This window comes from Kocuria sp. CPCC 205263 (assembly GCF_040981075.1).
GTDB lineage: Bacteria > Actinomycetota > Actinomycetes > Actinomycetales > Micrococcaceae > Kocuria > Kocuria rosea.
The window spans coordinates 363,749-384,207 of the sequence record NZ_JAVKPV010000004.1 but is presented as its reverse complement, the minus strand read 5'-3'; the positions used below and the strand labels follow the sequence as shown (position 1 = coordinate 384,207).

22 protein-coding genes are annotated in these 20,459 nt (G+C 67.0%); 15 read left to right on the top strand and 7 right to left on the bottom strand.

The window, feature by feature from the left end; all coding sequences use genetic code 11:
* The first annotated feature begins 7 nt into the window (after positions 1 to 7).
* Positions 8 to 1,009: a D-2-hydroxyacid dehydrogenase gene (locus tag RF647_RS08795; protein ID WP_368811386.1), complete on the top strand. Its 1,002-nt coding sequence runs from the start codon at positions 8 to 10 to the stop codon at positions 1,007 to 1,009.
* A 562-nt stretch (positions 1,010 to 1,571) separates the two neighbouring features.
* Here RF647_RS08795 and RF647_RS08790 read toward each other — a convergent pair.
* Together RF647_RS08790 and RF647_RS08785 are read right to left on the bottom strand one after the other, a co-directional pair.
* Positions 1,572 to 2,852 carry a Glu/Leu/Phe/Val dehydrogenase gene (locus RF647_RS08790; RefSeq protein ID WP_368811385.1) on the bottom strand — a complete coding sequence of 427 codons (1,281 nt, stop codon included), beginning with the start codon at positions 2,850 to 2,852 and terminating at the stop codon, positions 1,572 to 1,574.
* Positions 2,853 to 2,963: 111 nt separating this feature from the next.
* Positions 2,964 to 3,467 (bottom strand): DUF3830 family protein, encoded by a 504-nt coding sequence (locus RF647_RS08785; protein WP_017831931.1) that lies wholly within the window; start codon positions 3,465 to 3,467, stop codon positions 2,964 to 2,966.
* 121 nt (positions 3,468 to 3,588) lie between these two features.
* On the opposite strand from RF647_RS08785, the gene RF647_RS08780 reads away from it, so the two are divergent.
* Entirely contained in the window at positions 3,589 to 4,299 is a 711-nt protein-coding gene (locus RF647_RS08780) for a maleate cis-trans isomerase (protein ID WP_368811384.1), read from the top strand.
* 115 nt (positions 4,300 to 4,414) lie between these two features.
* Here RF647_RS08780 and RF647_RS08775 read toward each other — a convergent pair whose 3' ends face one another.
* Positions 4,415 to 5,167: a hypothetical protein gene (locus tag RF647_RS08775; RefSeq protein WP_017831929.1), complete on the bottom strand. Its 753-nt coding sequence runs from the start codon at positions 5,165 to 5,167 to the stop codon at positions 4,415 to 4,417.
* Positions 5,168 to 5,225: 58 nt separating this feature from the next.
* Between RF647_RS08775 and RF647_RS08770 the strand changes: the two genes are divergently transcribed.
* Both RF647_RS08770 and RF647_RS08765 read left to right on the top strand, forming a co-directional pair.
* Positions 5,226 to 5,720, top strand: a complete 495-nt coding sequence (locus RF647_RS08770; RefSeq protein WP_368811383.1) for a RidA family protein — start codon at positions 5,226 to 5,228, stop codon at positions 5,718 to 5,720.
* A gap of 268 nt (positions 5,721 to 5,988) precedes the next feature.
* Positions 5,989 to 6,117 (top strand): Rv0909 family putative TA system antitoxin, encoded by a 129-nt coding sequence (locus RF647_RS08765; RefSeq protein WP_368811382.1) that lies wholly within the window; start codon positions 5,989 to 5,991, stop codon positions 6,115 to 6,117.
* A gap of 229 nt (positions 6,118 to 6,346) precedes the next feature.
* On the opposite strand, the gene RF647_RS08760 is transcribed toward RF647_RS08765, so the two are convergent.
* Positions 6,347 to 6,973, bottom strand: coding sequence for a recombinase family protein (locus RF647_RS08760; protein ID WP_368811406.1), 627 nt, complete (start codon positions 6,971 to 6,973; stop codon positions 6,347 to 6,349).
* A 449-nt stretch (positions 6,974 to 7,422) separates the two neighbouring features.
* Between RF647_RS08760 and RF647_RS08755 the strand changes: the two genes are divergently transcribed.
* The 9 genes from RF647_RS08755 to RF647_RS08715 all read left to right on the top strand — a co-directional run bounded on the left by RF647_RS08755 (position 7,423) and on the right by RF647_RS08715 (position 15,147).
* Positions 7,423 to 8,061: a TetR/AcrR family transcriptional regulator gene (locus RF647_RS08755; RefSeq protein ID WP_368811381.1), complete on the top strand. Its 639-nt coding sequence runs from the start codon at positions 7,423 to 7,425 to the stop codon at positions 8,059 to 8,061.
* Entirely contained in the window at positions 8,058 to 8,423 is a 366-nt protein-coding gene (locus RF647_RS08750) for a hypothetical protein (protein ID WP_368811380.1), read from the top strand. The genes RF647_RS08755 and RF647_RS08750 overlap by 4 nt, the downstream gene beginning before the upstream one ends.
* Before the next feature lie 16 nt (positions 8,424 to 8,439).
* Positions 8,440 to 9,225: an SDR family NAD(P)-dependent oxidoreductase gene (locus tag RF647_RS08745; RefSeq protein WP_368811379.1), complete on the top strand. Its 786-nt coding sequence runs from the start codon at positions 8,440 to 8,442 to the stop codon at positions 9,223 to 9,225.
* A gap of 52 nt (positions 9,226 to 9,277) precedes the next feature.
* Positions 9,278 to 9,853 (top strand): hypothetical protein, encoded by a 576-nt coding sequence (locus RF647_RS08740; RefSeq protein ID WP_368811378.1) that lies wholly within the window; start codon positions 9,278 to 9,280, stop codon positions 9,851 to 9,853.
* A gap of 335 nt (positions 9,854 to 10,188) precedes the next feature.
* Positions 10,189 to 10,611 carry a hypothetical protein gene (locus RF647_RS08735; protein WP_368811377.1) on the top strand — a complete coding sequence of 141 codons (423 nt, stop codon included), beginning with the start codon at positions 10,189 to 10,191 and terminating at the stop codon, positions 10,609 to 10,611.
* A 383-nt stretch (positions 10,612 to 10,994) separates the two neighbouring features.
* Positions 10,995 to 11,210, top strand: a complete 216-nt coding sequence (locus RF647_RS08730; protein ID WP_368811376.1) for a hypothetical protein — start codon at positions 10,995 to 10,997, stop codon at positions 11,208 to 11,210.
* Between the two features lie 540 nt (positions 11,211 to 11,750).
* The gene (locus tag RF647_RS08725) at positions 11,751 to 12,791 is read left to right on the top strand and encodes a glycoside hydrolase family 26 protein (RefSeq protein WP_368811375.1); all 1,041 of its coding nucleotides are present in this window, start codon (positions 11,751 to 11,753) and stop codon (positions 12,789 to 12,791) included.
* A gap of 772 nt (positions 12,792 to 13,563) precedes the next feature.
* Positions 13,564 to 13,701, top strand: coding sequence for a hypothetical protein (locus RF647_RS08720; RefSeq protein WP_368811374.1), 138 nt, complete (start codon positions 13,564 to 13,566; stop codon positions 13,699 to 13,701).
* A gap of 609 nt (positions 13,702 to 14,310) precedes the next feature.
* Positions 14,311 to 15,147: a hypothetical protein gene (locus RF647_RS08715; protein WP_368811373.1), complete on the top strand. Its 837-nt coding sequence runs from the start codon at positions 14,311 to 14,313 to the stop codon at positions 15,145 to 15,147.
* 1,740 nt (positions 15,148 to 16,887) lie between these two features.
* Here the strand turns inward: RF647_RS08715 and RF647_RS08710 are convergent.
* A complete protein-coding gene (locus RF647_RS08710; RefSeq protein ID WP_368811372.1) occupies positions 16,888 to 17,190 on the bottom strand; it encodes a hypothetical protein in 303 nt (100 codons plus the stop codon).
* 464 nt (positions 17,191 to 17,654) lie between these two features.
* Entirely contained in the window at positions 17,655 to 17,963 is a 309-nt protein-coding gene (locus RF647_RS08705) for a hypothetical protein (RefSeq protein WP_368811371.1), read from the bottom strand.
* Between the two features lie 786 nt (positions 17,964 to 18,749).
* Here RF647_RS08705 and RF647_RS08700 point away from each other — a divergent pair.
* Both RF647_RS08700 and RF647_RS08695 read left to right on the top strand, forming a co-directional pair.
* Positions 18,750 to 19,031 (top strand): hypothetical protein, encoded by a 282-nt coding sequence (locus tag RF647_RS08700; protein ID WP_368811370.1) that lies wholly within the window; start codon positions 18,750 to 18,752, stop codon positions 19,029 to 19,031.
* Between the two features lie 380 nt (positions 19,032 to 19,411).
* The gene (locus RF647_RS08695; RefSeq protein ID WP_368811369.1) at positions 19,412 to 19,831 is read left to right on the top strand and encodes a hypothetical protein; all 420 of its coding nucleotides are present in this window, start codon (positions 19,412 to 19,414) and stop codon (positions 19,829 to 19,831) included.
* Between the two features lie 337 nt (positions 19,832 to 20,168).
* On the opposite strand, the gene RF647_RS08690 is transcribed toward RF647_RS08695, so the two are convergent.
* On the bottom strand, positions 20,169 to 20,408 hold the full coding sequence (locus RF647_RS08690) for a hypothetical protein (RefSeq protein WP_368811368.1): 240 nt from the start codon (positions 20,406 to 20,408) through the stop codon (positions 20,169 to 20,171).
* Between the last annotated feature and the right edge of the window lie 51 nt (positions 20,409 to 20,459).

Sequence of the window (20,459 nt, the reverse complement as noted above, 5' to 3'; positions counted from 1 at the left end):
TGGGCCCATGGAAGAGACAGCGCAGTCCCAGCCCTCTCAGCGTCGCCCGAAAGTTATCGTGCTCACGGCACCCGGCACGAGCGCCCCCTACAACGCCTTGGATTTCGAGGATCACGCCGATGTGGTGTGGACTGATGCGGAGGGTCTTTCTGGGGCACTGCCCGGGGCCCAGGTCTTGTTCGTCTGGGACTTTTTCTCCCCAGCCTTGCGTGACGCCTGGTCTTACGCCGACTCCCTGGAGTGGGTCCACGTGGCCGCAGCGGGCGTGGACTCCCTGCTCTTCGACGAGCTGCGGGAGTCCTCCGTCCAAGTCACCAACGCCCACGGCGCCTTCGACGGGCCCATCGCGGAATTCGTCCTGGCCTCGGTGCTCGCCCACGACAAGCAGCTGCACACCAGCAAGGAGCTTCAGCGCCGGTCTGTCTGGCAGCATCGCGAGGTAAGGCGCAGCGCGGGGCAAAACGCGCTCGTGGTCGGTACGGGCGGGATCGGGCGTGCCACGGCCCGGCTGTTGCGCGCCCTCGGCTTGGAGGTGCGAGGTGCCGGGCGCACCGCGCGGGGGGAGGACGCGGACTTCGGGACCGTTGTCCCCAGCGCGGAGCTGGCCGAGCACGCCGGATGGGCGGACCACCTCGTACTCATCGCTCCCCTGACGGAGGACACCCGCGGTCTGCTCGGCGCGGATGTGCTGGCCCGGATGAAGCCCACCGCCCATGTGGTGAACGTGGGCCGGGGCGCGTTGGTTGACGAGCCGGCCCTGGTCCAGGCCCTGCGAGAGGGCCAGATTGCGGCCGCGTCGCTGGATGTCTTCGATGAGGAGCCGTTGCCTGTCGAGCATCCGTTCTGGCAGATGGACAACGTGCATGTGTCCGCGCACATGAGCGGGGACGTCGTCGGTTGGCGAAACACGCTGGCGGACCAGTTCGTACAGAACCTCACTCGCTGGTGTACCGGCGAGGAGCTGGTCAACCAGGTGGACAAGCAGCTGGGTTACGTGCGCCGGGCCTGAGGCGCGGGAGTTAGTATCCCCGCGCGGACCTGAATGACAGTAGAGCGCGCAGAAAGACGGAACGGGAGCGGGGCCGGGAATCCTCCCGGCCCCGCTCCTTCACGTTGAACCGCCGATCACGCCTTAACCATCATGGTCGCTCGACCGCGACCCTGAGCGGGAGCTCGTAGACCCTGAACACAGCACGTGTGTCCCTGCCAGCCACGCCGAAAACCTCCTCCAGCCGCCGGAGACCTCCTTCGAGTGAGGACCGGTCGCGGACTTCCCCGGCCGAGGTGATGCGCACCGTCAGGTTCACGATCGAGCTGATCCGTTCGAGGGAGCTGGGGTGCTGGGGTGCTGGGACCGGGGTCGTCAGGCGGTTGAGCGGAGGTGATCTCGGTGGCGCGCCGGTTCTCGGCGATGCCAACCTCCGCTCCCAGCTTGCCGGAGACAAGCATCGTGCCATGCCATGGCGTGCCGGTACGGAGTGTTCCCCGAGGTGTAGGTCGGATTGCGCACTTACTTGACCAGGACGTAGCTGGTAGCCGACTCGGCAGGCCACACTCGGCCTACCAGCCGATCAGGGATAGAGGCCCCGGGTGGTGTGCGCCTCGGCCACGCGCTGAACGGCGGTCAGGGTGGCGGCCTCGCGCAGCGTGACCTCACGGCGGCGCGCGGTCTCGAGGACACTTGTCCACCCCTGGAGCATGCGGCGCTCAAGCCTCTCGTCCACCTCGTCGGCCGTCCACCAATACGCCTGGTTGCCTTGGACCCACTCGAAGTAGGAGACGATGACGCCTCCCGCGTTAGCGAGGATGTCCGGGACCACCAGGACGCCCTGGGTGTGCAGCTGCCGGTCGGCTGCGGCCGTCGTCGGACCGTTGGCTCCCTCCACGACGATTCCTGCACGCACACGGTGCGCGTTGCCCTCGTGCAGCACGCCCTCCACCGCGGCAGGGATCAGCAGATCGACGTCGAGCTCCAACAGCTCATCGGAGCCGATTGCATCAGCTCCCTCGAAACCGATGACCGACCCCGTCCGCCCCGCATGCGCCAGCAGGCGCGGGACGTCCAGCCCGCTGGCCGCGTGGACCGCTCCGTACTGGTCCCCCACGGCCACCACCCGCACCCCGGCCTCGGCGAGGAACTCGGCCGCGCCCGCCCCGACCTTGCCGAAGCCCTGGACCGCGGCGGTGCTCCCGTGTGGCCGCAGGCCGCGGTGGGCCAGGGCTGCGAGGGCGATGTGCACCACTCCTTTGGACGTGGCCGAAGAGCGGCCCAGCGACCCACCCAGGCTGACCGGCTTGCCCGTGACGACAGAGGGCACGGTGAAGCCCACACTGGTGGAGTAGGTGTCCATCATCCACGCCATCGTGCGCTCGTCCGTGCCGATGTCCGGGGCCGGGATGTCTCGTTCCGGACCGATGATCGGCAGGATCTCACTCGTGTACCGACGGGTGACCCGCTCCAGCTCCGCCGGGGAGTAGTTACGGGGGTCGATGGTGACTCCACCCTTGGCCCCGCCGTACGGGACGTCCAGCAGGGCGCACTTCCAGGTCATCCACATGGCAAGCGCACGTACCTCGTCCAGCGTCACGTGGGGGCTGAACCGCACCCCTCCTTTCGCTGGACCGCGGGAGAAGTTGTGCTGCACCCGGTGCCCCGTGAATACGTCCACGGTGCCGTCATCGCGCCGGAGCGGGATACTCACCGACATCTCGCGGCGAGGCCGGGCCAGCATCTGGTGCTGACCCGGCCCGTAGGAAAGGGTCTCGACGGCGGCCTTCAGCTGGCTGAGGGCGTCGTCAAGCGGGTTGGCCGAGAGCTCGGCGGGGACAGAAAGCGCGGTTGTCGTCGTCATTGACCTCGTGTCCTGGGATCCGGAACCAACCAGGCAAGTGCCCGATTGTTTACAATCCTACGTTACTGAATCCCCCGAGGACACCCCGCCCGGCCGACGCGGGGCTTCGAGTCAGACCGTCTCGGCGCGGGCGAAGCTGAGCGTCTCCCCGCGCGCACCGCCCATCCAGACGTCCTGGCACGCGGCGGCGAACTCCTCCATCCCCTCCTCGATCGTCGCGAAGACGTTGCCCGGCACCCATCCCACGTCGCCATTCACCAAAAGGTTGTTGCGCCCGTAGAAGACGGCCAGGTCGATGAGCAGGCGGTTCTCAGAGGTCCCCGCCGAGGCCTCGTACCCGTAGGCGGGATTGTCGAGTACACCCTCGAACGTGAAGTAACACAGGTCCCCAGTGATCGGAGTGATCGTCTGATTCTCCGGACCGGGCTCTTCCGCGGCGAAGGCGGGAACGAGCGCGTAGATCTCGTTGCGCGCGAACTTGCCGTGGAACACCTGCCCCGACTGGGGCAGGGCCTGCCACACAGCCTCGGCGGTGCGCGGCGCCTCATCGTCGAGCAGGCGCGCCCGGGCGGTGACGCCCCGCTTCTCCAAGGTGATGGTGATGTATCGGCTCATGGATCGTCCCCGTTCGGTCGAAGGCAGAGGCGCCACGGAACGGCACCCTATGATTGTCTACAATCCAACTGTAAGCTTTTTTGTGAGGCACGCAACACACCACGAAAGGATCTCTACCACCATGCACACCGTCGCCATCCTCTATCCTGGCCACAGCGCGGAGGACGAGTTCCCCGCCCTTGAAGAGCTCATCCCGAACACCTCCTTCCCCGTGATCCACACTTGGGAGGGCAGCACCGACCACGACGTCGAGGCGTTGCTGGCTCTAGGCTCCCGAGCCAACCTGGTGCCGTCGGCCGAAAAGGCCCGGAGCCTCTCTCCCGACGCGGCGATGTGGGCGTGTACCTCGGGCAGTTTCGTCTACGGCTCGGAGGGGTGCCGCGAACAGGCGGGGTGGATCCAGGAAGCCGCCGGCGTCCCGTCCTCCTCCACCTCCCTGGCCTTCGTCCAGGCGGTGCATCACTTGAGGCTGAGCAGAGTCGCGGTGGCCGCGACCTACCCGGAGGACGTCGCCTCGCACTTCGCACGGCTCCTCGAGCAGGACGGGATCACGGTCACCGCCCTGTCCACCTACGACGTTCCCAGCGGCGAAGACGCGGGCCTGCTGGACGAGGAATGGGTGCTGGAGACCGCCCGCGCCGCTGACCTGACCGGCGCGGAGTGCCTGCTAATCCCGGACACGGCGCTGCATACGGTCGACGCGCTGCCCCGGCTTGAGGAAATCCTCGGCGTGCCCGTGCTGACTGCCAATCAGGTCACCGCCTGGCAGGGGCTCCGCTTAGCCGGCCACCCGGCCCGCGCCGAGGGGCTCGGGGCCCTGTTCAGTCACTAAGCGGGACGCTGAGCAGGTCGCCGAGTCGCCGAGCGGTTCCGACGACGACGACGCCCCACCTCAGGGGGCGCCGTCGTCGTCTTTCATCCGTCATCGTTGGTCGGGCCACTTCGCCTCAGGCGGCGCGCCCCACCTCACCCAGGCGCTGGTCCTCGGTCACCAAGGGCAGCCCGAGCCGTCGCAGGCCCGCCCACGCGGTGACCTGATTCGCGGTCAGCACGGGCTTACCGAGCTCCTCCTCGAGGGCCGCGATGATGTGGAAGGTGGGCAGGTTGGTGCAGGAGACGAACACGGCCTCCGCATCCGGGTGGTCGGCCTGGCGCACGAGATCGGCAGTGACGTTGTAGGGCACGTGCCAGATCAGGCGGTCCAGGCCCAGGCCCGCAGTCCCCACGACGGTGCGCCCGTCGGCGGCCAGAAAGTCCTCGAGCCGCTCCGTCAACTTGGGGACGTAGGGCGTGGCGATGGCCAGCCGGGTGATCCCCAGGACGTCCAACGCTTCGAGCAGGGCCTCGGACGTGGTCACCGCGGGGGCACGAGTCTCCTCCCTGATGGCCGCGGAAATCTTCCGCGCCCCCTCGATCCCATTGACGAAGCTCCCGGACGTGCAGGCGAAGACCACAGCCTCCGGCTCGACTGCGGTGAGGCATCGGGCGGTGGAGCGAATCTCGGCGTCGTCACCGAGAGCACTTGCCATAATCTCGTCCACCACCATGGGGTGATGGGGGGTCCGGGCAACAGCCAGAGAGACGTTGTCGGGCATCCAGCGCCACAGCTCCCGGTCCAACGCCATGTCATAGGGATTGACCACGCCGATGACGCGATCGGGCTCAGGGCCTTCGGGAACGAACCTCTGGATGTTAGGCATGTCTCATCTTCCCATAGTGTCTGATCGTCGACAATAATTTGATGATAAGGAGAATCCCGTGATTCCTGATCTTCCACCCACCCAGGGCCGCGCCCGCACCGACCATGATGCCTACCTTCGGACGCTCCCACCCACGCCCACACCCGCCGGCGCCTACGTGCCGGTCACAGAGGCCGGGCTACTGGTGTTCACCGCCGGTCACACCCACGCGGTGCAGGGAACTCTTGTTCATCGAGGAATGATTGGCATATCGGAGGGACCTACCCCTGAAGACGCCCGCGGCTGTGCGCGGCTGGCCGTGCGCAACTGCCTTGCCAGTCTCGCCCACCACCTGGGCGGCCTCCACCGTGTCGAGCGCGTGGTGTCCATGACCGGATACGTGGCGGCAGTGCCGGAGTTCACCGCCCACCCTGCCGTGCTCGACGGAGCCTCCGACGAGCTGCTGGCCGCCTTCGGAGAGAGCGGTCGCCCGTCACGGGCCGCCATTGGCGTGACGAGCCTCCCCGACGGAGCCGTCGTGGAAGTCAGCCTGGTAATACTCCTTCAGCCCTGAGCCTCGATCCACCGATCGGCTGTGGGCCGTGGAGGTCGTCCTGGCGAAATGCAGGCCTGCCGCCCGATCGCAGAGCCGAAGAGGGACCTTTAAGGTCGCCCCACGACACCTGAGCCGCCAGCCCCGGCAGGCGAGGCGGCTGTGGAGACGGCTCCGGGGAGGCCCCTGCAGGTGGTGGTTTCTTCAGGAGGCATCCGTCAGGATGGACGAGTCAGCCCGCGGTGACCGTGATGAGTCATGGCGGAGAGGATTGACGGAGGAAGTTGCTATGCCGGATCTTGGTGGAGCAGCCGATAAGGCGAAGGACTACGCCCAGGACAACCCTGAGAAGGTCGACCAGGGCAAGGACAAGGCCAAGGACGCCTTGAACGGGAAGAACGACGGAGACCAGCAGTAGTTATATTTTTCGATCGACACGAGCCGGGCCAGCCCTGTGGGGCCGGCCCGGCTTCGTCACCTGCTACCCGTACAGGACACGCTAGAGAGACCTCCACCGTGCGCTGATGCGCTCCCTGAAGTGTCCCAAGACCCCCGTGGCCAGTAATGCCCGTTTGACCCGCCCGGTGACAATGCCCGCTCACGGGCGGCGGCGTCTTGTGCATCACGGCCAGTAACCCATGACCGCGTCAGATTATTGGCTGCGGGAGCTCTCGGATGCGCCGGTCCAGGGTAGCTCGCGACATCCCCATGTCCCGGGCTACCTGGGTCGCCGGCCCCCCTCCCTCGATGAGCCGGAGGGCGCTGCGGAACTGGCTGTCCGTGAATGCCGGGCGCCGCCCGCCGAGGTCCTTGCCGGCGGCTCTCCGATTGGCCACCGAGTCGGTGAGCCGCTCCCGCTTGATTTCCAATTCCATCTGCGCCAACGCGGCCATCACAGTGAACACCATCGAGCCCATCGGGGTGTGCGTGCCCAAGTCTCCCCCACCCAAATTCAGCACCCGCAACCCAGCACCTCTCCCCCGCAGCGCCTCGGCGAAGGCCAGCATGTTCTGCGTCGACCGCCCCAACCGGTCCAGCGTGGTGATCACCAACGTGTCACCCTCCTCGAGAGCGGCCACGGCCTTGTTGAACTGCGGACGCGAAGCACGGCCTCCAGACACTCCCCTGTCGACATGGATGTCATTGCGCCGCACGCCGGCATGCAGAAGGTCGGACTCTTGGCGGTCGGCGTCCTGCTGCCGCGTCGACACTCGCGCGTACCCGATCAGCTTCCCTACGTCTACGCCATCTGTCTCGCAACCAAGGTTGAGTATCCGATTCTAGGGGTAGGGATAAAGCACAAGGATGCGAGACATGCCGAACTGCGGAATCATGCGGGGGCAAATTCTTCCGCCGAGACGTCTCGCATCCCTTGAACTGCGAGACGTGCCAACGTTCCGAAAGCTCCTAAGACTCGGCCTCACCCGTCGGCGAACCCTTACCCAGTGCAGTGTCCTCTCGAATATTTCGAGCGGCCCATCGAGTGCCGTGCCCCCGGGGAGGTCATTCGGCCCTTTCGCTCCGCGCGCAAGCGGTCTCACGCGGTTCACCCGAGGATGCGGTAGCGACCTAGGGGCATGGCACCTGACTTCCTGACTGGCCGCTGCGCGCGGTCATCAGCGCCTCTTGGACGCCGGCTGCGCCGGCAGAGGGTATAGCGGTACCGCTGCGAACGTGTCACACTAGTTCCGTACCGATCGATACGTAACTACCAGGAGGGGCGATGGGAACCGGTGGACGGCCACGCACGTTCGAGCCGGAGGTGGCCCTCGACGCCGCTGTCGAGACGTTCTGGCGACACGGATACGAGAGCACGGGACTGACCGAGCTCACGGAAGCGATGGGTATCAGCCGCCCCGCGCTCTACCGTGCGTTCGGAGACAAGGCCCAGCTGTTCCGCGCAGCACTGGAGCGCTACATCGACCGCAACATGGGATACGTGGAGGCCGCCCTGGCCAGGCCCTCCGCTCGCGAGGTCGCCGAAGCGTTCCTGACCGGCAACGCGGAGGCAGTCACGACTCCCGGCCGGCCACCCGGATGCCTCTCCGTGCAGGCGATGGTCACCCACGAGGCAGAGGCATTCTCTCTCCTCACCGAGAACCGCAAGGTGATCCAGAAACGCCTCTCCGCCCGGTTCCGTCACGCGATCATTGACGGCGATCTCCCACCGAATGAGGACCCCGAGGACCTCGCACGGTTCATGATCACGCTCACCACCGGTTTCGCCATCCGCGCCGCGGACGGCGAGCCACGACAGGCACTGGTCGCCCTCGCCCGCCGCGCGCTCACCGTGTTCCCCGCACCCGATCCCGCATCGCATGACCGCCGTGCGCGGTCCCATTCCGAAAGGCATAACCCATGACCGGATCTGCACACCTCGCCGCGGCCCGCAACCAGGCCCTCGAGGTTCGCCGTCTCTACGAGATCCTCGAGCAACGCTTCAACGGCACGACCTGGTCCCCGCACGAGCTGATGATCGGGTTCTCCAACGACGTCGGGTACATCGGGCGGCTCCTGCTGGCCCATGACGGCACGTGGGCGATCGACGGCGACACGGACGCCGAGCTGAAGCACAAGCTCGCCGAGGCCCTGTGGTGGGTCTTCGTTCTCGCCGAGAAGCTCGACGTCGACATCGACAAAGCCTTCGCCGAGACGATGTCGACGATCCGCACCGGGCTGAACGAGACGATCACCCGCACCGACACCACCCACCCTTCACCCTGAAACCCGCGAGGACTCCATGACACACAGCACCCCCGTTCAAAGCGGCCCCGAGCACCCCGTGGATGGGCGTCACGCAGGCAAGATCGCCCTGGTGACGGGCGGGGCCCGTGGTCTCGGCGCCGGCATCGTTCGTCGTCTCGCGGCTGAGGGCGCGCGGGTGACGTTCACCTATGCCTCTGCGACGGACGAGGCGCAAGCGCTCGTGTCGGCCATCACCGATTCCGGCGGTCAGGCTGCTGGGATCAAAGCGAACAGCGCCGATCGAGCGCAGGTCCGTGATGTGATCGCCGATCTCGCCGCCCAGGAGGGGCGCCTCGACATCGTCGTGTCCAACACCGGCGGCGGGACCAAGAAGCGGGTCGGGGAGCTATCCGATGAGGAGATCGACCGCATGATCGACGTGAACATCCGCGGCACCCTCGACACCGTTCGGTTCAGCGCCCCACACCTGCAGGAGGGCGGTCGGGTCATCGTGATCGGCAGCGTCAGCGCCAGCCATTTCCCCGATGACGTCACGTCGCTCTACGGAATGACCAAGGGCGCGGTGGCCAGCCTCGTCCGAGGCATGTCGCGTGAGTTCGGCCCGCGCGGCGTCACGATCAACAACGTCCAGCCCGGGCCCGTGGACACGCCGTCCAACCCCGCCGACGGACCGGCCGGGGACATTCTGCGCGCGACGATCCCCGTCGGGCGCTTCGGCACAGTCGAGGAGGTCGCCTTACTGGTCTCCCATCTCGCCAGCGAGGATGGCGCCTACATCAACGGCGCCTCCCTGGACATCGATGGCGGATACAGCGCCTGAACCCCTACCGAACCATCCTCGAACACATCGCACGGCACAAGGAGACCCAGGAATGCTTGCCACACCTCACTTCCACGCCTCGGATGACCCCGAGTTCGTGCGCACCCCTGCCGTGACCTACGCGTCGATCCTCGGCGCTGGCTCCCCTGGCACCGACGAGTTCTACCGCAAGAAGGTCCTCATCGGTGACATCGCCAGCCAGCTCGGCACCGGGACCACCCCGGTCATCGAGATCCAGTACTGGTACCCCGAAGACTCGATCCCGGTCGAAATCGCGGACTTCTACAGTGTCAACCCGATCTCCTCGCTGCGATACCGCGTCCTGGCCGCCGTCCCCGACGACACCACCGCCGAGGACCTGAACGCAGCGCGCACCCGCGCAGCAAGCTCCTCCGTACGGCCCATCGACGACCTCGAGCTCTTCACCGTTCCGGAGCACGACGTCGTCCAGGTCATGCACCACGGCCCATTCGCGGAGGAATTCGACACCCTCGCCCGCCTCGGCACGTTCGCGCAGACACAGGTAAAACACCGAAATGGACCGCACCACGAGCTCCACCTCGACAGCTTCACGCGCGAGACACCACAGGACACCCTGCGAACGATCCTGCGCGATCCCGTCACGTGACGGCAGCGCGCCGCGCTTCGCCCCCGCCGGCGGGCGAGGTGCAGAGGACGACCTTTTAGATGCGTCACCCGCAGTCGCTCGAGCGGGGCAGGGCAGCGGTGACGGGCCGTCCCCGCACCCCTCCCGGCGATAGCTGATCTACTCCCCGACGAGACGCCTCGCATCCCTAGACTTCAAAGACAGTGGGACGTCACATTGATCAGCTTGCTTTCAGAGTTACCGAACTCCTCTCATAGGGTGGACCGCTGGTTTGGGATTCCCCGAGCCACCCGATGCGGTCCCGCCCCCGACCCTCACCGCGGTCCAAACCTTGCAACGATGCACCGGAAAGAAGCATGAACACCTCCACCACAGGGGCCCTGGCCATCGAACTCCAACCCCACTCCCCCACCCAGTGGATCGCCACCTATTACCCCATGGTCGACACCCCGGCCGGTCGCTGGGCAGACGTCACCTGGGTCCTGCACCAACGCCTGATTGCGGTCACTGCCGGTTCCCGGCAGCCGGCACGGTGGTTGGATGCCCGTAGCGCCGACCCGCGCCATTCCTGTTACACCCGTCATCAGGAATGGAGGGCGCCGCTGGCTGCCGGCTACGCAGCAGCCCTGGCCGTCTACGACGCCGAGGCCATCGAGAGTCCTCTATCACCTCAGGCTGCACAGCACATCCGCGACAGTGCAGTCGTGATCCCGGCCGGACAGCTTGCGGAATGGGTGCTCGACGATCTCCAGGACGAGACCGCGGGCCTGCGCGGCTGATCCGGCGCCGGCACCAAGCCCCCACGTCGCCCCGACAAAGGATGTCCAGTCCCCTCCCCCGGTGTGCCTTGAGGCGGAGGCCCCGGCATCACGCCGGGGCCTCCGCTGCGCCGGTGATGTTAGCCCACACCCCAGTGCACCCCTGACGCTACCGGCCAGGCCGCCCGAGCCCTTTCGTACGAGGTGCCGTTCCGACCGCCACGCTGCCGCGCCAAAGCACCGACCGGATACGCCGCCAGTAAGGCCGATCCACTAAACGCACCTGGTGTGCACCTGCTCGCGTGGGGAACTATCTTCGGAGGCCTCAGGGATGGTTGAGCACCCAGCCGCCCCTCTTCACCACGCAGGCTCCCTGCCGGGCCTCGACGCTGAAGGAGCCCCCCATGCTCGACGCCCTCACCGCCCAGCAAGCCCGCCTGCTGCACCACACCCTTGTAGGGGCCGGAATCTCGGTGCCCCAATTGTGGTGGCACTACTTCAGCCTGGGCGGCAACGCCCGCCAACTGGAAGTCGAGGCCTACCTCCATCAGGCTCTGCACCTACCCCGCCTCGATCGTCAGCTGCTCGACCAAGCCGCTGAGGAACTCCTCACCGACTAACCGCAACAACAGCCCGACGAATCTCCGGCGGCTACTGTCCCAAGAACTCCCTTAGGCTCAGCGGCATCGCGACACAACCCTCACCACGCACTCCACTCATGGCCTCCCCCGATCGTCTCGCCACCTGAGCGTCTAGTAACCCTTACCGTGCAAGACATCTGGGAAGTTCCGACTCTTCTACAGCGCACCTCGCTACGCGGATCCGCCCCGATAGCGTTTATCCCGCCTCGCCGCTCCACCGCTGGATGTGAGTCGATGACCGCTTTGGGAAGCTGCTCGGCCCGCTCCTTTGCCTACCACCAGCCCGGCACCCGCATCCCCGATCCAGGCTGGCCGGCCCGTCACCGCCGCGCCCCGAGGCCATCAAGGCACCGCAGAGCTCTTCTGCCCATTGCTGGTGGGCCATCGAGGGTCACAGACCCCACCGACCCCCAGCATGCTTCACAATAGTGAATGGAACGGTTGAGCGTTCCACCCCCCACCCGTTGAACACCCAGCCGCCACTCCTGCCCGGACGCTGCTGGGGTGAGGAGACCCCCCATGTCCCAATCCCGCCTCCTGCCGGCCACCGTCGTGGCCGTGGCCCTGTCACTGGCCGCGGTCCCGGCCGCCCAGGCCGGCCCCACCGTGACGGTGGCTACGGCCACCACCTCGACTACCACGGCTACCACGGCTACCACGGCTACCACGGCTACCACGGCTACCACCCCCACGGTGCGCACCTGCCCGTTGCGCTTCGGGGTGGGCACCCCGGGCGGCTCGGCAGCCTCCGCGGAGCTGGCCGAAGTGGCATCGCTGACCGGGGAGAAGCCGTCTATCATCCTCTCCTACAAGGACTTCAAACAACCCGTCCCGTATTGGGAGCTCGAGAAGGCCCGCTCCGCCGGTGCCACCACGTTGTTGACCTGGGAACCGTGGGCCTGGGGCGGTGGGGTGGACCAGCCCGCCTACTCCCTGGACCGGATCGCCGCCGGCGACCACGACGCCTACATCACCGACTGGGCCAAGCGCCTGGGCTCCTGGGGCAACCCCGTGATGATCCGGTTCGGGCACGAGATGAACGGCAACTGGTACCCCTGGGCCGAAGGAGTCAACGGCAACGGCCCCGGGGACTACATCGCGGCCTACCGCCACGTCCACGACATCTTCACCAAAGCCGGGGCCACCAATGTGGAATGGGTCTGGAACCCGAACACCCCCTACTGGGGTTCCACGCCCCTGGACGGGCTCTACCCGGGGCCCACCTACGTCGACACCGTCGCCCTAGACGGCTACAACTGGGGCACCTCCCAGTCCTGGTCCACCTGGCAGGACCCCTGGGCGCTGTTCGGCTGGGGCCTGGACGAGATGCGCCGGATCGCCCCGGGCAAGGAGATCCTCATCGGCGAGACCGCCTCGGCCGAAGCCGGCGGGTCCAAGGCGAAGTGGAACGCGGACCTGGTCTACTACCTGGCCCACCAGCCCGATGTGACCGGTTTGGTGTGGTTCCACTACAACAAGGAGACCGACTGGCGGATCAACTCCACCACCACCTCCGCCACATCCCTCGCGTCCGAGCTCGCCAAGCGCCCCTGCCCCTGATCACCCCACCCCCGCGCGCTGAGGCCGCCCACCCCCGCCTGGGGCGGCCTCAGCGCAAGCCCCCTGGAAAGCCATGAATCCCAGCCGAAGAACCGTGGGCGAACCAGGACCGGGATCCCCCATCACTCTCGTGACCTGAAGCGTCGGACACCCCAGAACCAAACCACCCACCCTGGGACCGAGGACAAGACCCGTCGGAGCCAAGGGCGCGGGGCGGTGACCACAACGTTCACCCCTCCCCCACCGGTTGCACTGCCCAAACGACAAACACCCGACCTCAGCCTGCCAATCCCACACCGGTCCCCTGTCTCGCAACCAAAGCGCCTCATAACCCATGCCTTCCGAGACGCCTGACCTCTGGAGCGCAACAGTCATGCCTGTAACTGCTGCAATGAATACGATGCATACTGCTGAATCACCCGCCGTGCATAGGAGGCATCATGCTCTTTGAAGCGTTCGACAAGAGAATGACTCCATTGGCGAAGGCGCCCAGTGTCACCATTCAAAAGCGCGGGGTGATCTCGCTGAACAAAGCCGCTCACGACCTGGTCGATAACGCGCAGACTGTGGAGTTGCTCTACGATCGCGACCGGCAGGTCATGGCTCTGCGTGCCGCCGATGACTCCTTCCGCACGCCTACGCAGTCCGCAACGGCTCCAAGCGGGGCCCAGGGCAGGCCATCATCTCGGCCACCGCCTTCACATAGCACTACGGCATCGACACCACTGCCACGAGGCGATAGAAGCCCTTCCTTGAGGACGGCATGCTCTGCGTGGACCTGTCCCAGGAAGGCACCGAGACCACCGCAGTCCTCGACCCGGCGGAAGCAGCCGAGGACGCAGATGTCGCTGAAGCTGGCATGGATGTCGCATCCGCGGTGCCGGCTGAGTACACCATTGAGCACTCCTGAGCCTGCGTCCTCACCACACCAAGAGCATCCTGGTTGAGGCGGAAGAAGCAGGTGCGCGCCCATCACCGGCATGCCCCTTCGTCTCCCATAGGTTCAGTGCCCCACCCAGCAGCGCGGGGCACTGTCGCGTCGTCCCCACATGTAGCCACGCACCCGAGAGCCCTCCCGCAATTACCGAACAGTAGAGTCGAAAACAGCAGGCGTCAGGGTGCCGTCGGCGGCTTCGCTGCGACACATGTCCCTGGGGGACAGTGAAACCCGCCCCGGATCGCCCGTGCCTGCCGGAGCATCTTTGTCCTCCCCCGGGCAAGGATGCTTCCCCCCGCTCCCTCTCCACGGAGCCGTTCCTCTGGTGGGCAACGGATCAAGGGACCCGGTGCCCTCTTTGTCCCCCGGCCGCCTGACCCCGCCATGGCCACGGGTCGTGCTTCCGGAGTCGCTGAAGAGCGTTGGCACCATGACACCGGTCTCATCGGGGTCTTTCCCCGTCACGAACCCGTCGGCGGTAGCGGTCTCACTACGGTGGAGGCCATGGACCCCGGGGCACTGCTTCCGCTGCCGTGGCCGATTCCCTACCACTGAGCCCGCCCTTCGCTAGGACCTCAAGCCATGCCGATGACCCACTACCGGCGCATGACCCACGCCCAGGCCGCCGCCGCCCTAGGCGAGTTCCTCACCGAACGCCCCACCGCCCTGCAACGGCTGAGTACCGAGCTCATCAGCCATGGGATCGACCCGTCTGCCATGCTCGATGCCACCCCGGGCTCCTTGACCCCGTTGTGGCAATGGATCACCGACCGGCGCGCGGAACTGGCCGCGGATCCGGCAGGTGACACCCCGGTGGAACCCCGGCAGATGTGGCCCTCCTGGGCCCGGCACACCGTGACCGGAATGAGAGTGCCCTCGGCCACGATGTTCACCCTGCTGGACGGCCTCGTCTCCTACCTCACTCTCGTCATCACCACGGGCGCCCCCAACGCGGCCTGGCGGCTCGGCTCACCAGAGGACCCGTCCCACCACCTGCACCACTACCCGGTGCTCACCGGGTCCGGACACCAGATCTTCGTTCCCACCCTGCCCATGGTCGGCGTGGCCAGGCTCAAGCGCGGAGAGAAGTCCCTGCGCGCCACCGAGCTCACCGAGTACGCAGCGGCCGTGATCGACGCCCTGCGGGAAGTTCCACACGAGGCTGCGCCACCGGATCCGCCCGTGGTGGTCGTGGCCGAACCCGAGTTCTTCGACGTCGGCCTGCGCGCCGACATCGCCGCCACCCACTCACAGCTGGTGGACCGCATGGTTGCCGAACTGGCCGTGCAGGACGGTGTCACCGCCGTCTACCGTGACGCCCATGATGCGCTGGTGGTCAATGCCCCGGACTGGGATGCCGAGGACTTGCAGCGGTGGTTGCAGGCCTGGTTCGAGATCCGGGTTCCTCTCGCTGGCTGAGTGAGGCACACCAACTCTGGGTCTCCAGCACAGAACCCGGTTCCGTCCAGCCCCCCCCCCCCCGGTCGGCGTGGTCGCCCCACCTGGGTGAGCGGGGTGCGTAGTCTCTGGCTCATCGCCACCTCGATGTCGCAGCGGGTCCCGGCGACACGGAGAAAGAAGGCCCCCCGTGCTCGCCGCAGCACGGGGGCTTCACCATGGGTGAGAAGTCCCACTTCGGACAGACCCCTGAGTGTGTGCTGCCCACCATCTGGTCCACCGGCCCGTGAGGGCCATGGCAACCGGCTCCTCGACGAGCTCGTCCCCGCGGCCACTCACCCCGTCCCTTGCCCGTCCTCATGGGGTCCTGACGTGCGGTGTGGGACAAGAAAACCAAGGTGGCCAAGGGACGGGCGGCGATGAGACCGCCAGGATAGTGACTCACCACTATTCTTGCGGCGGTCGCGAAGGGCCACACCATGATGACAAGCACCAACACCGGGGAGCCAGCACCCCCACCCAACACCCCACCGGCTGAGCTGGTGCCCGGTGACCAGGTGCACGCCTGGGCCCAGGAGGTGCTGCACTACTCGGGCACCGTGGAGATTGTGGCGGCCGAGCTGGGACTCGTTTGGATCCGTGAAGACGGAGCAAACGGAATAGGAGCCCGCCGAGTGGTCGACGTCCGCGAGTACCGGATACACCGCCAGGGCCCTCCCGCCGTCCTCGCTGCGCAACGACACCCGGTGAACCCGGTCCCCGACCATGGCCGTGACCGCAGCACCCCGAAGCCACCCCGGCGCGCGACACCGGAACGCCAGGACACCGGGCAGGACGAAACACGAACCGGTGCAGGACGGGTGCGCGACCACGCCCACCCATGTCAGCGCGATGTGGCGCGTCAGTGCGAACGTAGAATCAGCACATGGATGACCCGTGGGGCGAGGAACAGGCCCGGTTGCTGCACCAGGCCCTGACACGGGCCGGGATCACGCTCGAGCAACTGTGGCCGTTCTACCTTCACTTAGGTGGTGCCGCTCACCGGGTGGAAATCGAGGCTTATCTGCACAACTCACTGAAGCTTCCCCGCGCCCAACGGGATCTGCTCGCCCATGCCGCGAACGTCTTGATTGCCCGCCTGCCTCCACCCCAGGCGCCTTACAGCGCTAAGCTCCAACACCACGACATCTCCTCCCCATCCCCCGGGACAGGGCACACAAACACCCTCAGCACCCCTGAGGCGGCATCCCCACCGCATGAGGCGCCCCCCACAGAACCCAGCGCCTAAGGCTTTCCTCGAAGGTGCCTCACCAAGGACTGTCGCACAGCCACTGGGTGTGGGGTGGGGCGTGGGGAGTCCCCGGGCAGGGCAGGCGCCACCGGGTGAGAGTGATGGAGCACTTTCGTTACCCCTGAAACAGGCCCATGCCCAGATGCCCGGCGTAAAATGCGTAGTCATAGACAGGTTTCCGCCGATGGTCCCCTGACCTGTTGAGGACTCCGACGGCACCACCCCAGCACCCCCCTTGCTGGGCGATCTGGCACCTCCATGCTGGATCAGGAAGCGCCCCTGCCGTCTCCCCGGCCCCGGGGCGCTTCCGTTATGGCAACCCGGCCAGAGCACCCGCTGTTGGCAGGCAGACGCGGACGCTTTCCACGGGACCCGGCTCTGATAGCCGCAGGACACCTCACCTGCCTGTACACCGCTCCACCACGCCTGTCCTGATCCTCACGAACTGTCGGCCTCAGAAGGCGCTGCGGTCAGGAAGTCGTCCTCGCCTGCGGTCGTTGCCGCAGGCGCACCAGGGTCAGCACCGCCGGGATCACCAGACCACCCAGCAGCAACACCGCGAAGGCACCCAGTGCCTGGCCCATGATCAGCAACGGGGCCGAAGTGAACAGCGAGAGAAGCGCCAGGGTGACCGCTGCCGTGCGGCGCCGGGCCGTGGCCGGTTCCCGCCGCAGGATCGGTGTCTCCACGAGGAGTCCGACGGTGATCGGCACCGGGTAGCCCAGCACGGGCAGGACGAGGGCAAGGACTTGAAGGTCGGTGAGGTCGAACATCGTCAGCCCCGTTCCCGCCGGCCTGTGATCAGCATGGGCCACCACCCCCACCACCGCCGTCGAAGTTCCCGCCGTCGAAGCCTCCACTTCCGCTGTAGAAGCCGCCGTGGGAGGACGCGGCGCCGGAACCTCCCAGTGTTGCGGTGAAGCCCTCAGCGCGAAGCCCGCGACGGGCCCGGGTGCGGTCATCGAGGCGTTTCGGGCGGTAGAGACGCAGCAGGATCACTACGCACACCACGGCCAGGACCCCACCGGACACCAGCATGATGGTCACGGACGGGCCCGGGCCGGTGGAAGCCACTGCGGGCACCATGGGTGGCATGGGCATCTCCTTCGACGTGCCGTGAGGACAGCATGCGGGTGGCCGGCCGATTCTGACCAGCTCACACGCCCCGCTTGGCCATGATCACGACACCGGCGTTTCCCGTCGGCGGCTGCACCCACCACCGCGTACCGGACACGTCTTAGCTGAGGTGTTGGTGCGGGTAGGCCCCGGGGATCTCCGAGAGCCGTTGTCCGGCAGGAGCCGGGATCAGTGCCGGGGTGCTCTTGACTCCTTGCTGGCGCATGGCCGTGAGCCGGTGGACACCGTCGGTGATCGCCTCCGTGGAAGCCACGATGGGGTGCCGCCAAACCAGGCCCATCACCGCCTCCTGGAGGTGCCCCGGACAGTGCCGCGGCAGGTTCCGCTCGACCACCACCCCCAACTCTGGCCGCCGCCCCTGCCGGGCGGCCAGCTGGGCCAGGGCACTCCGCAGGGCAGCGTCGGCCACGGTGGTTGCCTCATTCCAGTCCACCGAGTGGTACCAGCAGCACCGCCGGACTGTGCGGTAGGGCCGGTGCAACACCGATCCGTACACGGGCGGTGTCATGCACGGCACCCGAAACGGCCGCGTTGCCGGGAGGCCACTGATGCGCAGATGGCCCAGCACCCACGCACCGGCCCCTACAGGCCCATCCCCCGCCTCGTGCACAGCAGCGCCCTCCTGCCCCGGGCGAGAAGCGTTTCCTCCCACGCCCCCGCACGGATGCGATCACCCATGGCCCACACCGGTGGGCGCCCCCTGCGGCCGGCACCAGCCCTGACGGCCTGTCGACCAGGACACCGCAGCTTCTGCGCACCAGCGTGACACGCACGCTCCCACAGCACACAGCACGCCAGGTGTCAGAACGGTTCAGGGGTCCTCGAACGCTATTTGTGACGGGGTGCCAGGGAGAAACCACCGTCTCCACGGTCTTTTCCGCCGCTGCCCGTCCCCGTCCCACTGGACGCATCACTGGCGGAAGCCGGCTGTTCCGGGCTCGGCTACAGAACCAGCGGCACCCAGGACCTCCACCAGATCTTGGGCGACTCGGGGAATGCCTGGTGCAGTTGATGGGACACCTCCACGACGCGCAGGGCACCATCGACGCCCGCCTCGCCCGGGTCCGGCGCTCAGTTCCGGCACGACAGCAATCAGCTCACCCCCTTCCGGGGTGTTGGGGTTGGTTGTCACATACCGGACCAGAAGGTTTGCATCCGCGATCATGGGGGTCCCCCCGTTTGAAAGGCACCGCCCATGAGCGAGCACACAGCTCTTGTCCCCCGCCCCTCCTGGGCCACCCACCAGGAAGTCACCGATCCCCAGACGCTCACCAACTACCGGGAACTCCCCGCGTGGTCCATCGCAGGGCCGGCCCCCGTGGTCCTGCTGGACTCCTGGGAGATCATCACCACCGTTGACGGCACCTACGCCCACCCCGACGGGCCCCTCCTGCACATCGGCCACGACGCCTTCACCCCCGACCAAGCACGAGCCCTGTGCGACAGGATCACCGAGGCCCTGGCCATCCTCACCTAACCACAGCGCACACCGGCGACCCTGCCTCGGTACCCCTCGAGGCCGGCACTTCTCAGGAAAACCTCACCTCCGTGATCCCTAGGCTGGTGCCGTCCTGCCCACCGAAAGCGCCCTCGCCGGGGCGAGCTGTTCCACACGGTGCGCACACGACCAGGAGCCCGGTGCCACCGAGAACAAGATCCGCCGCCAGGTCTCACCCATCACCTTGGGAAGGGCCGATCGCACCCTGAGCAACCCTTTCGCACCAGCGGGAGTATTCACGTCCCCCGCCTTCGAGCGAACGGCCCCCTCACGGCCGACACCTGTCGGAACACACCTCGAGTAGGGTGAACGCTTCGGGCCCGAGGCCCGCGTTCCCCGATCCGAACAGGAGACCATCCGTGCCGACACTGCATGCCACCCGATCCGCCGCGGCCCGTGCGGTGGCCGTGACCGCCGTGCTGCTGACCCTCACCGGCTGCTCCTTCGCCGACCGTCGGCCCGAACCGGAGCAGACCGCGGCGCAGGCACCGGTGAGCTCGGCAGCCTCCACCGGACCCGCCGGCGAAGCCTCCGCCGGCACCGTCGACGAAGCCTGCGCCCGGGTCCTGGACACGGTGCGCACAGCACCCGACCAGTTGCGCCAAGACCCGCTGGGACTGCTGGTCGAGATCGACGAGATCGCCAGAACAGCCCCGGCCGAGCTCTCCGGAGAGCTCACCGATCTCCGTGACGCCGTCGAGGGCTTCCGGCAAGGCGATGAGTCACTGATCAGCGTCGTGCGGAAGGCCCGGGACCTGCAGGAGCGCTGCTCGGCCTGACCCGCCGACACACCCCTGGACCGATCCGTCCTGGACCCGCACGCCGAACTCTCGGCTTCGGCAACGGCGAAATCTTCTCAAACGGACCTCGGGGAGCCAGAACGCGGACTCCCGCATGACAGGGACGACCGTTGCAGAGTCTTCCCACAGCCGTCTCCCACCCTGGAGGATGACGTCCTCGAAGCCACGGCCCTGAAAAAGGCGCCCGAGCACTTGGACGCCGCCACTTATCTCCTGCAGTCACACGAGGACGCGAAAAGGTCAGCGAGCGAGACGCTCGCATCCCCGGGTTGAGAGACAGCTCGTCGTCACGTGGTCGAGACCGGCCGGGTTCGGGCTAGCCCGGGGAGACGGTCCAGCACCGTTCGGAGTTGTCCCACTGAATCGCACCACCATGGATCCTGCGAAAGAGTTTGAGCACGGTCTGCTGGATGGCAGGGTTCCCATTGATGTTGTCGTAGACCCAGTCCGAGCCGAACTGTTGCTCGATGAGGTAGACAGCCTCCTCCTGGTACAACGTGCCCTCGGCGCGGATTTTCCCGATGAGCCATTCGGCGACTGTCTGAGCAGTGGTCATCTCCGCAGGCTACAGCCGGGTGTGGACAGGTCGTACGACGGGACCGCCCCG

What these genes read in the sequence shown, in the direction of transcription:
- RF647_RS08715 (WP_368811373.1), top strand. Translation starts at nt 14,311, where the DNA reads ATGCCGATGACCCACTACCGGCGCATGACCCACGCCCAGGCCGCCGCC.
- RF647_RS08780 (WP_368811384.1), top strand. Translation starts at nt 3,589, where the DNA reads ATGCACACCGTCGCCATCCTCTATCCTGGCCACAGCGCGGAGGACGAG.
- RF647_RS08750 (WP_368811380.1), top strand. Translation starts at nt 8,058, where the DNA reads ATGACCGGATCTGCACACCTCGCCGCGGCCCGCAACCAGGCCCTCGAG.
- RF647_RS08790 (WP_368811385.1), bottom strand. Translation starts at nt 2,852, where the DNA reads ATGACGACGACAACCGCGCTTTCTGTCCCCGCCGAGCTCTCGGCCAAC.
- RF647_RS08690 (WP_368811368.1), bottom strand. Translation starts at nt 20,408, where the DNA reads ATGACCACTGCTCAGACAGTCGCCGAATGGCTCATCGGGAAAATCCGC.
- RF647_RS08730 (WP_368811376.1), top strand. Translation starts at nt 10,995, where the DNA reads ATGCTCGACGCCCTCACCGCCCAGCAAGCCCGCCTGCTGCACCACACC.
- RF647_RS08775 (WP_017831929.1), bottom strand. Translation starts at nt 5,167, where the DNA reads ATGCCTAACATCCAGAGGTTCGTTCCCGAAGGCCCTGAGCCCGATCGC.
- RF647_RS08795 (WP_368811386.1), top strand. Translation starts at nt 8, where the DNA reads ATGGAAGAGACAGCGCAGTCCCAGCCCTCTCAGCGTCGCCCGAAAGTT.
- RF647_RS08710 (WP_368811372.1), bottom strand. Translation starts at nt 17,190, where the DNA reads ATGTTCGACCTCACCGACCTTCAAGTCCTTGCCCTCGTCCTGCCCGTG.
- RF647_RS08745 (WP_368811379.1), top strand. Translation starts at nt 8,440, where the DNA reads ATGACACACAGCACCCCCGTTCAAAGCGGCCCCGAGCACCCCGTGGAT.
- RF647_RS08755 (WP_368811381.1), top strand. Translation starts at nt 7,423, where the DNA reads ATGGGAACCGGTGGACGGCCACGCACGTTCGAGCCGGAGGTGGCCCTC.
- RF647_RS08700 (WP_368811370.1), top strand. Translation starts at nt 18,750, where the DNA reads ATGAGCGAGCACACAGCTCTTGTCCCCCGCCCCTCCTGGGCCACCCAC.
- RF647_RS08735 (WP_368811377.1), top strand. Translation starts at nt 10,189, where the DNA reads ATGAACACCTCCACCACAGGGGCCCTGGCCATCGAACTCCAACCCCAC.
- RF647_RS08765 (WP_368811382.1), top strand. Translation starts at nt 5,989, where the DNA reads ATGCCGGATCTTGGTGGAGCAGCCGATAAGGCGAAGGACTACGCCCAG.
- RF647_RS08740 (WP_368811378.1), top strand. Translation starts at nt 9,278, where the DNA reads ATGCTTGCCACACCTCACTTCCACGCCTCGGATGACCCCGAGTTCGTG.
- RF647_RS08725 (WP_368811375.1), top strand. Translation starts at nt 11,751, where the DNA reads ATGTCCCAATCCCGCCTCCTGCCGGCCACCGTCGTGGCCGTGGCCCTG.
- RF647_RS08785 (WP_017831931.1), bottom strand. Translation starts at nt 3,467, where the DNA reads ATGAGCCGATACATCACCATCACCTTGGAGAAGCGGGGCGTCACCGCC.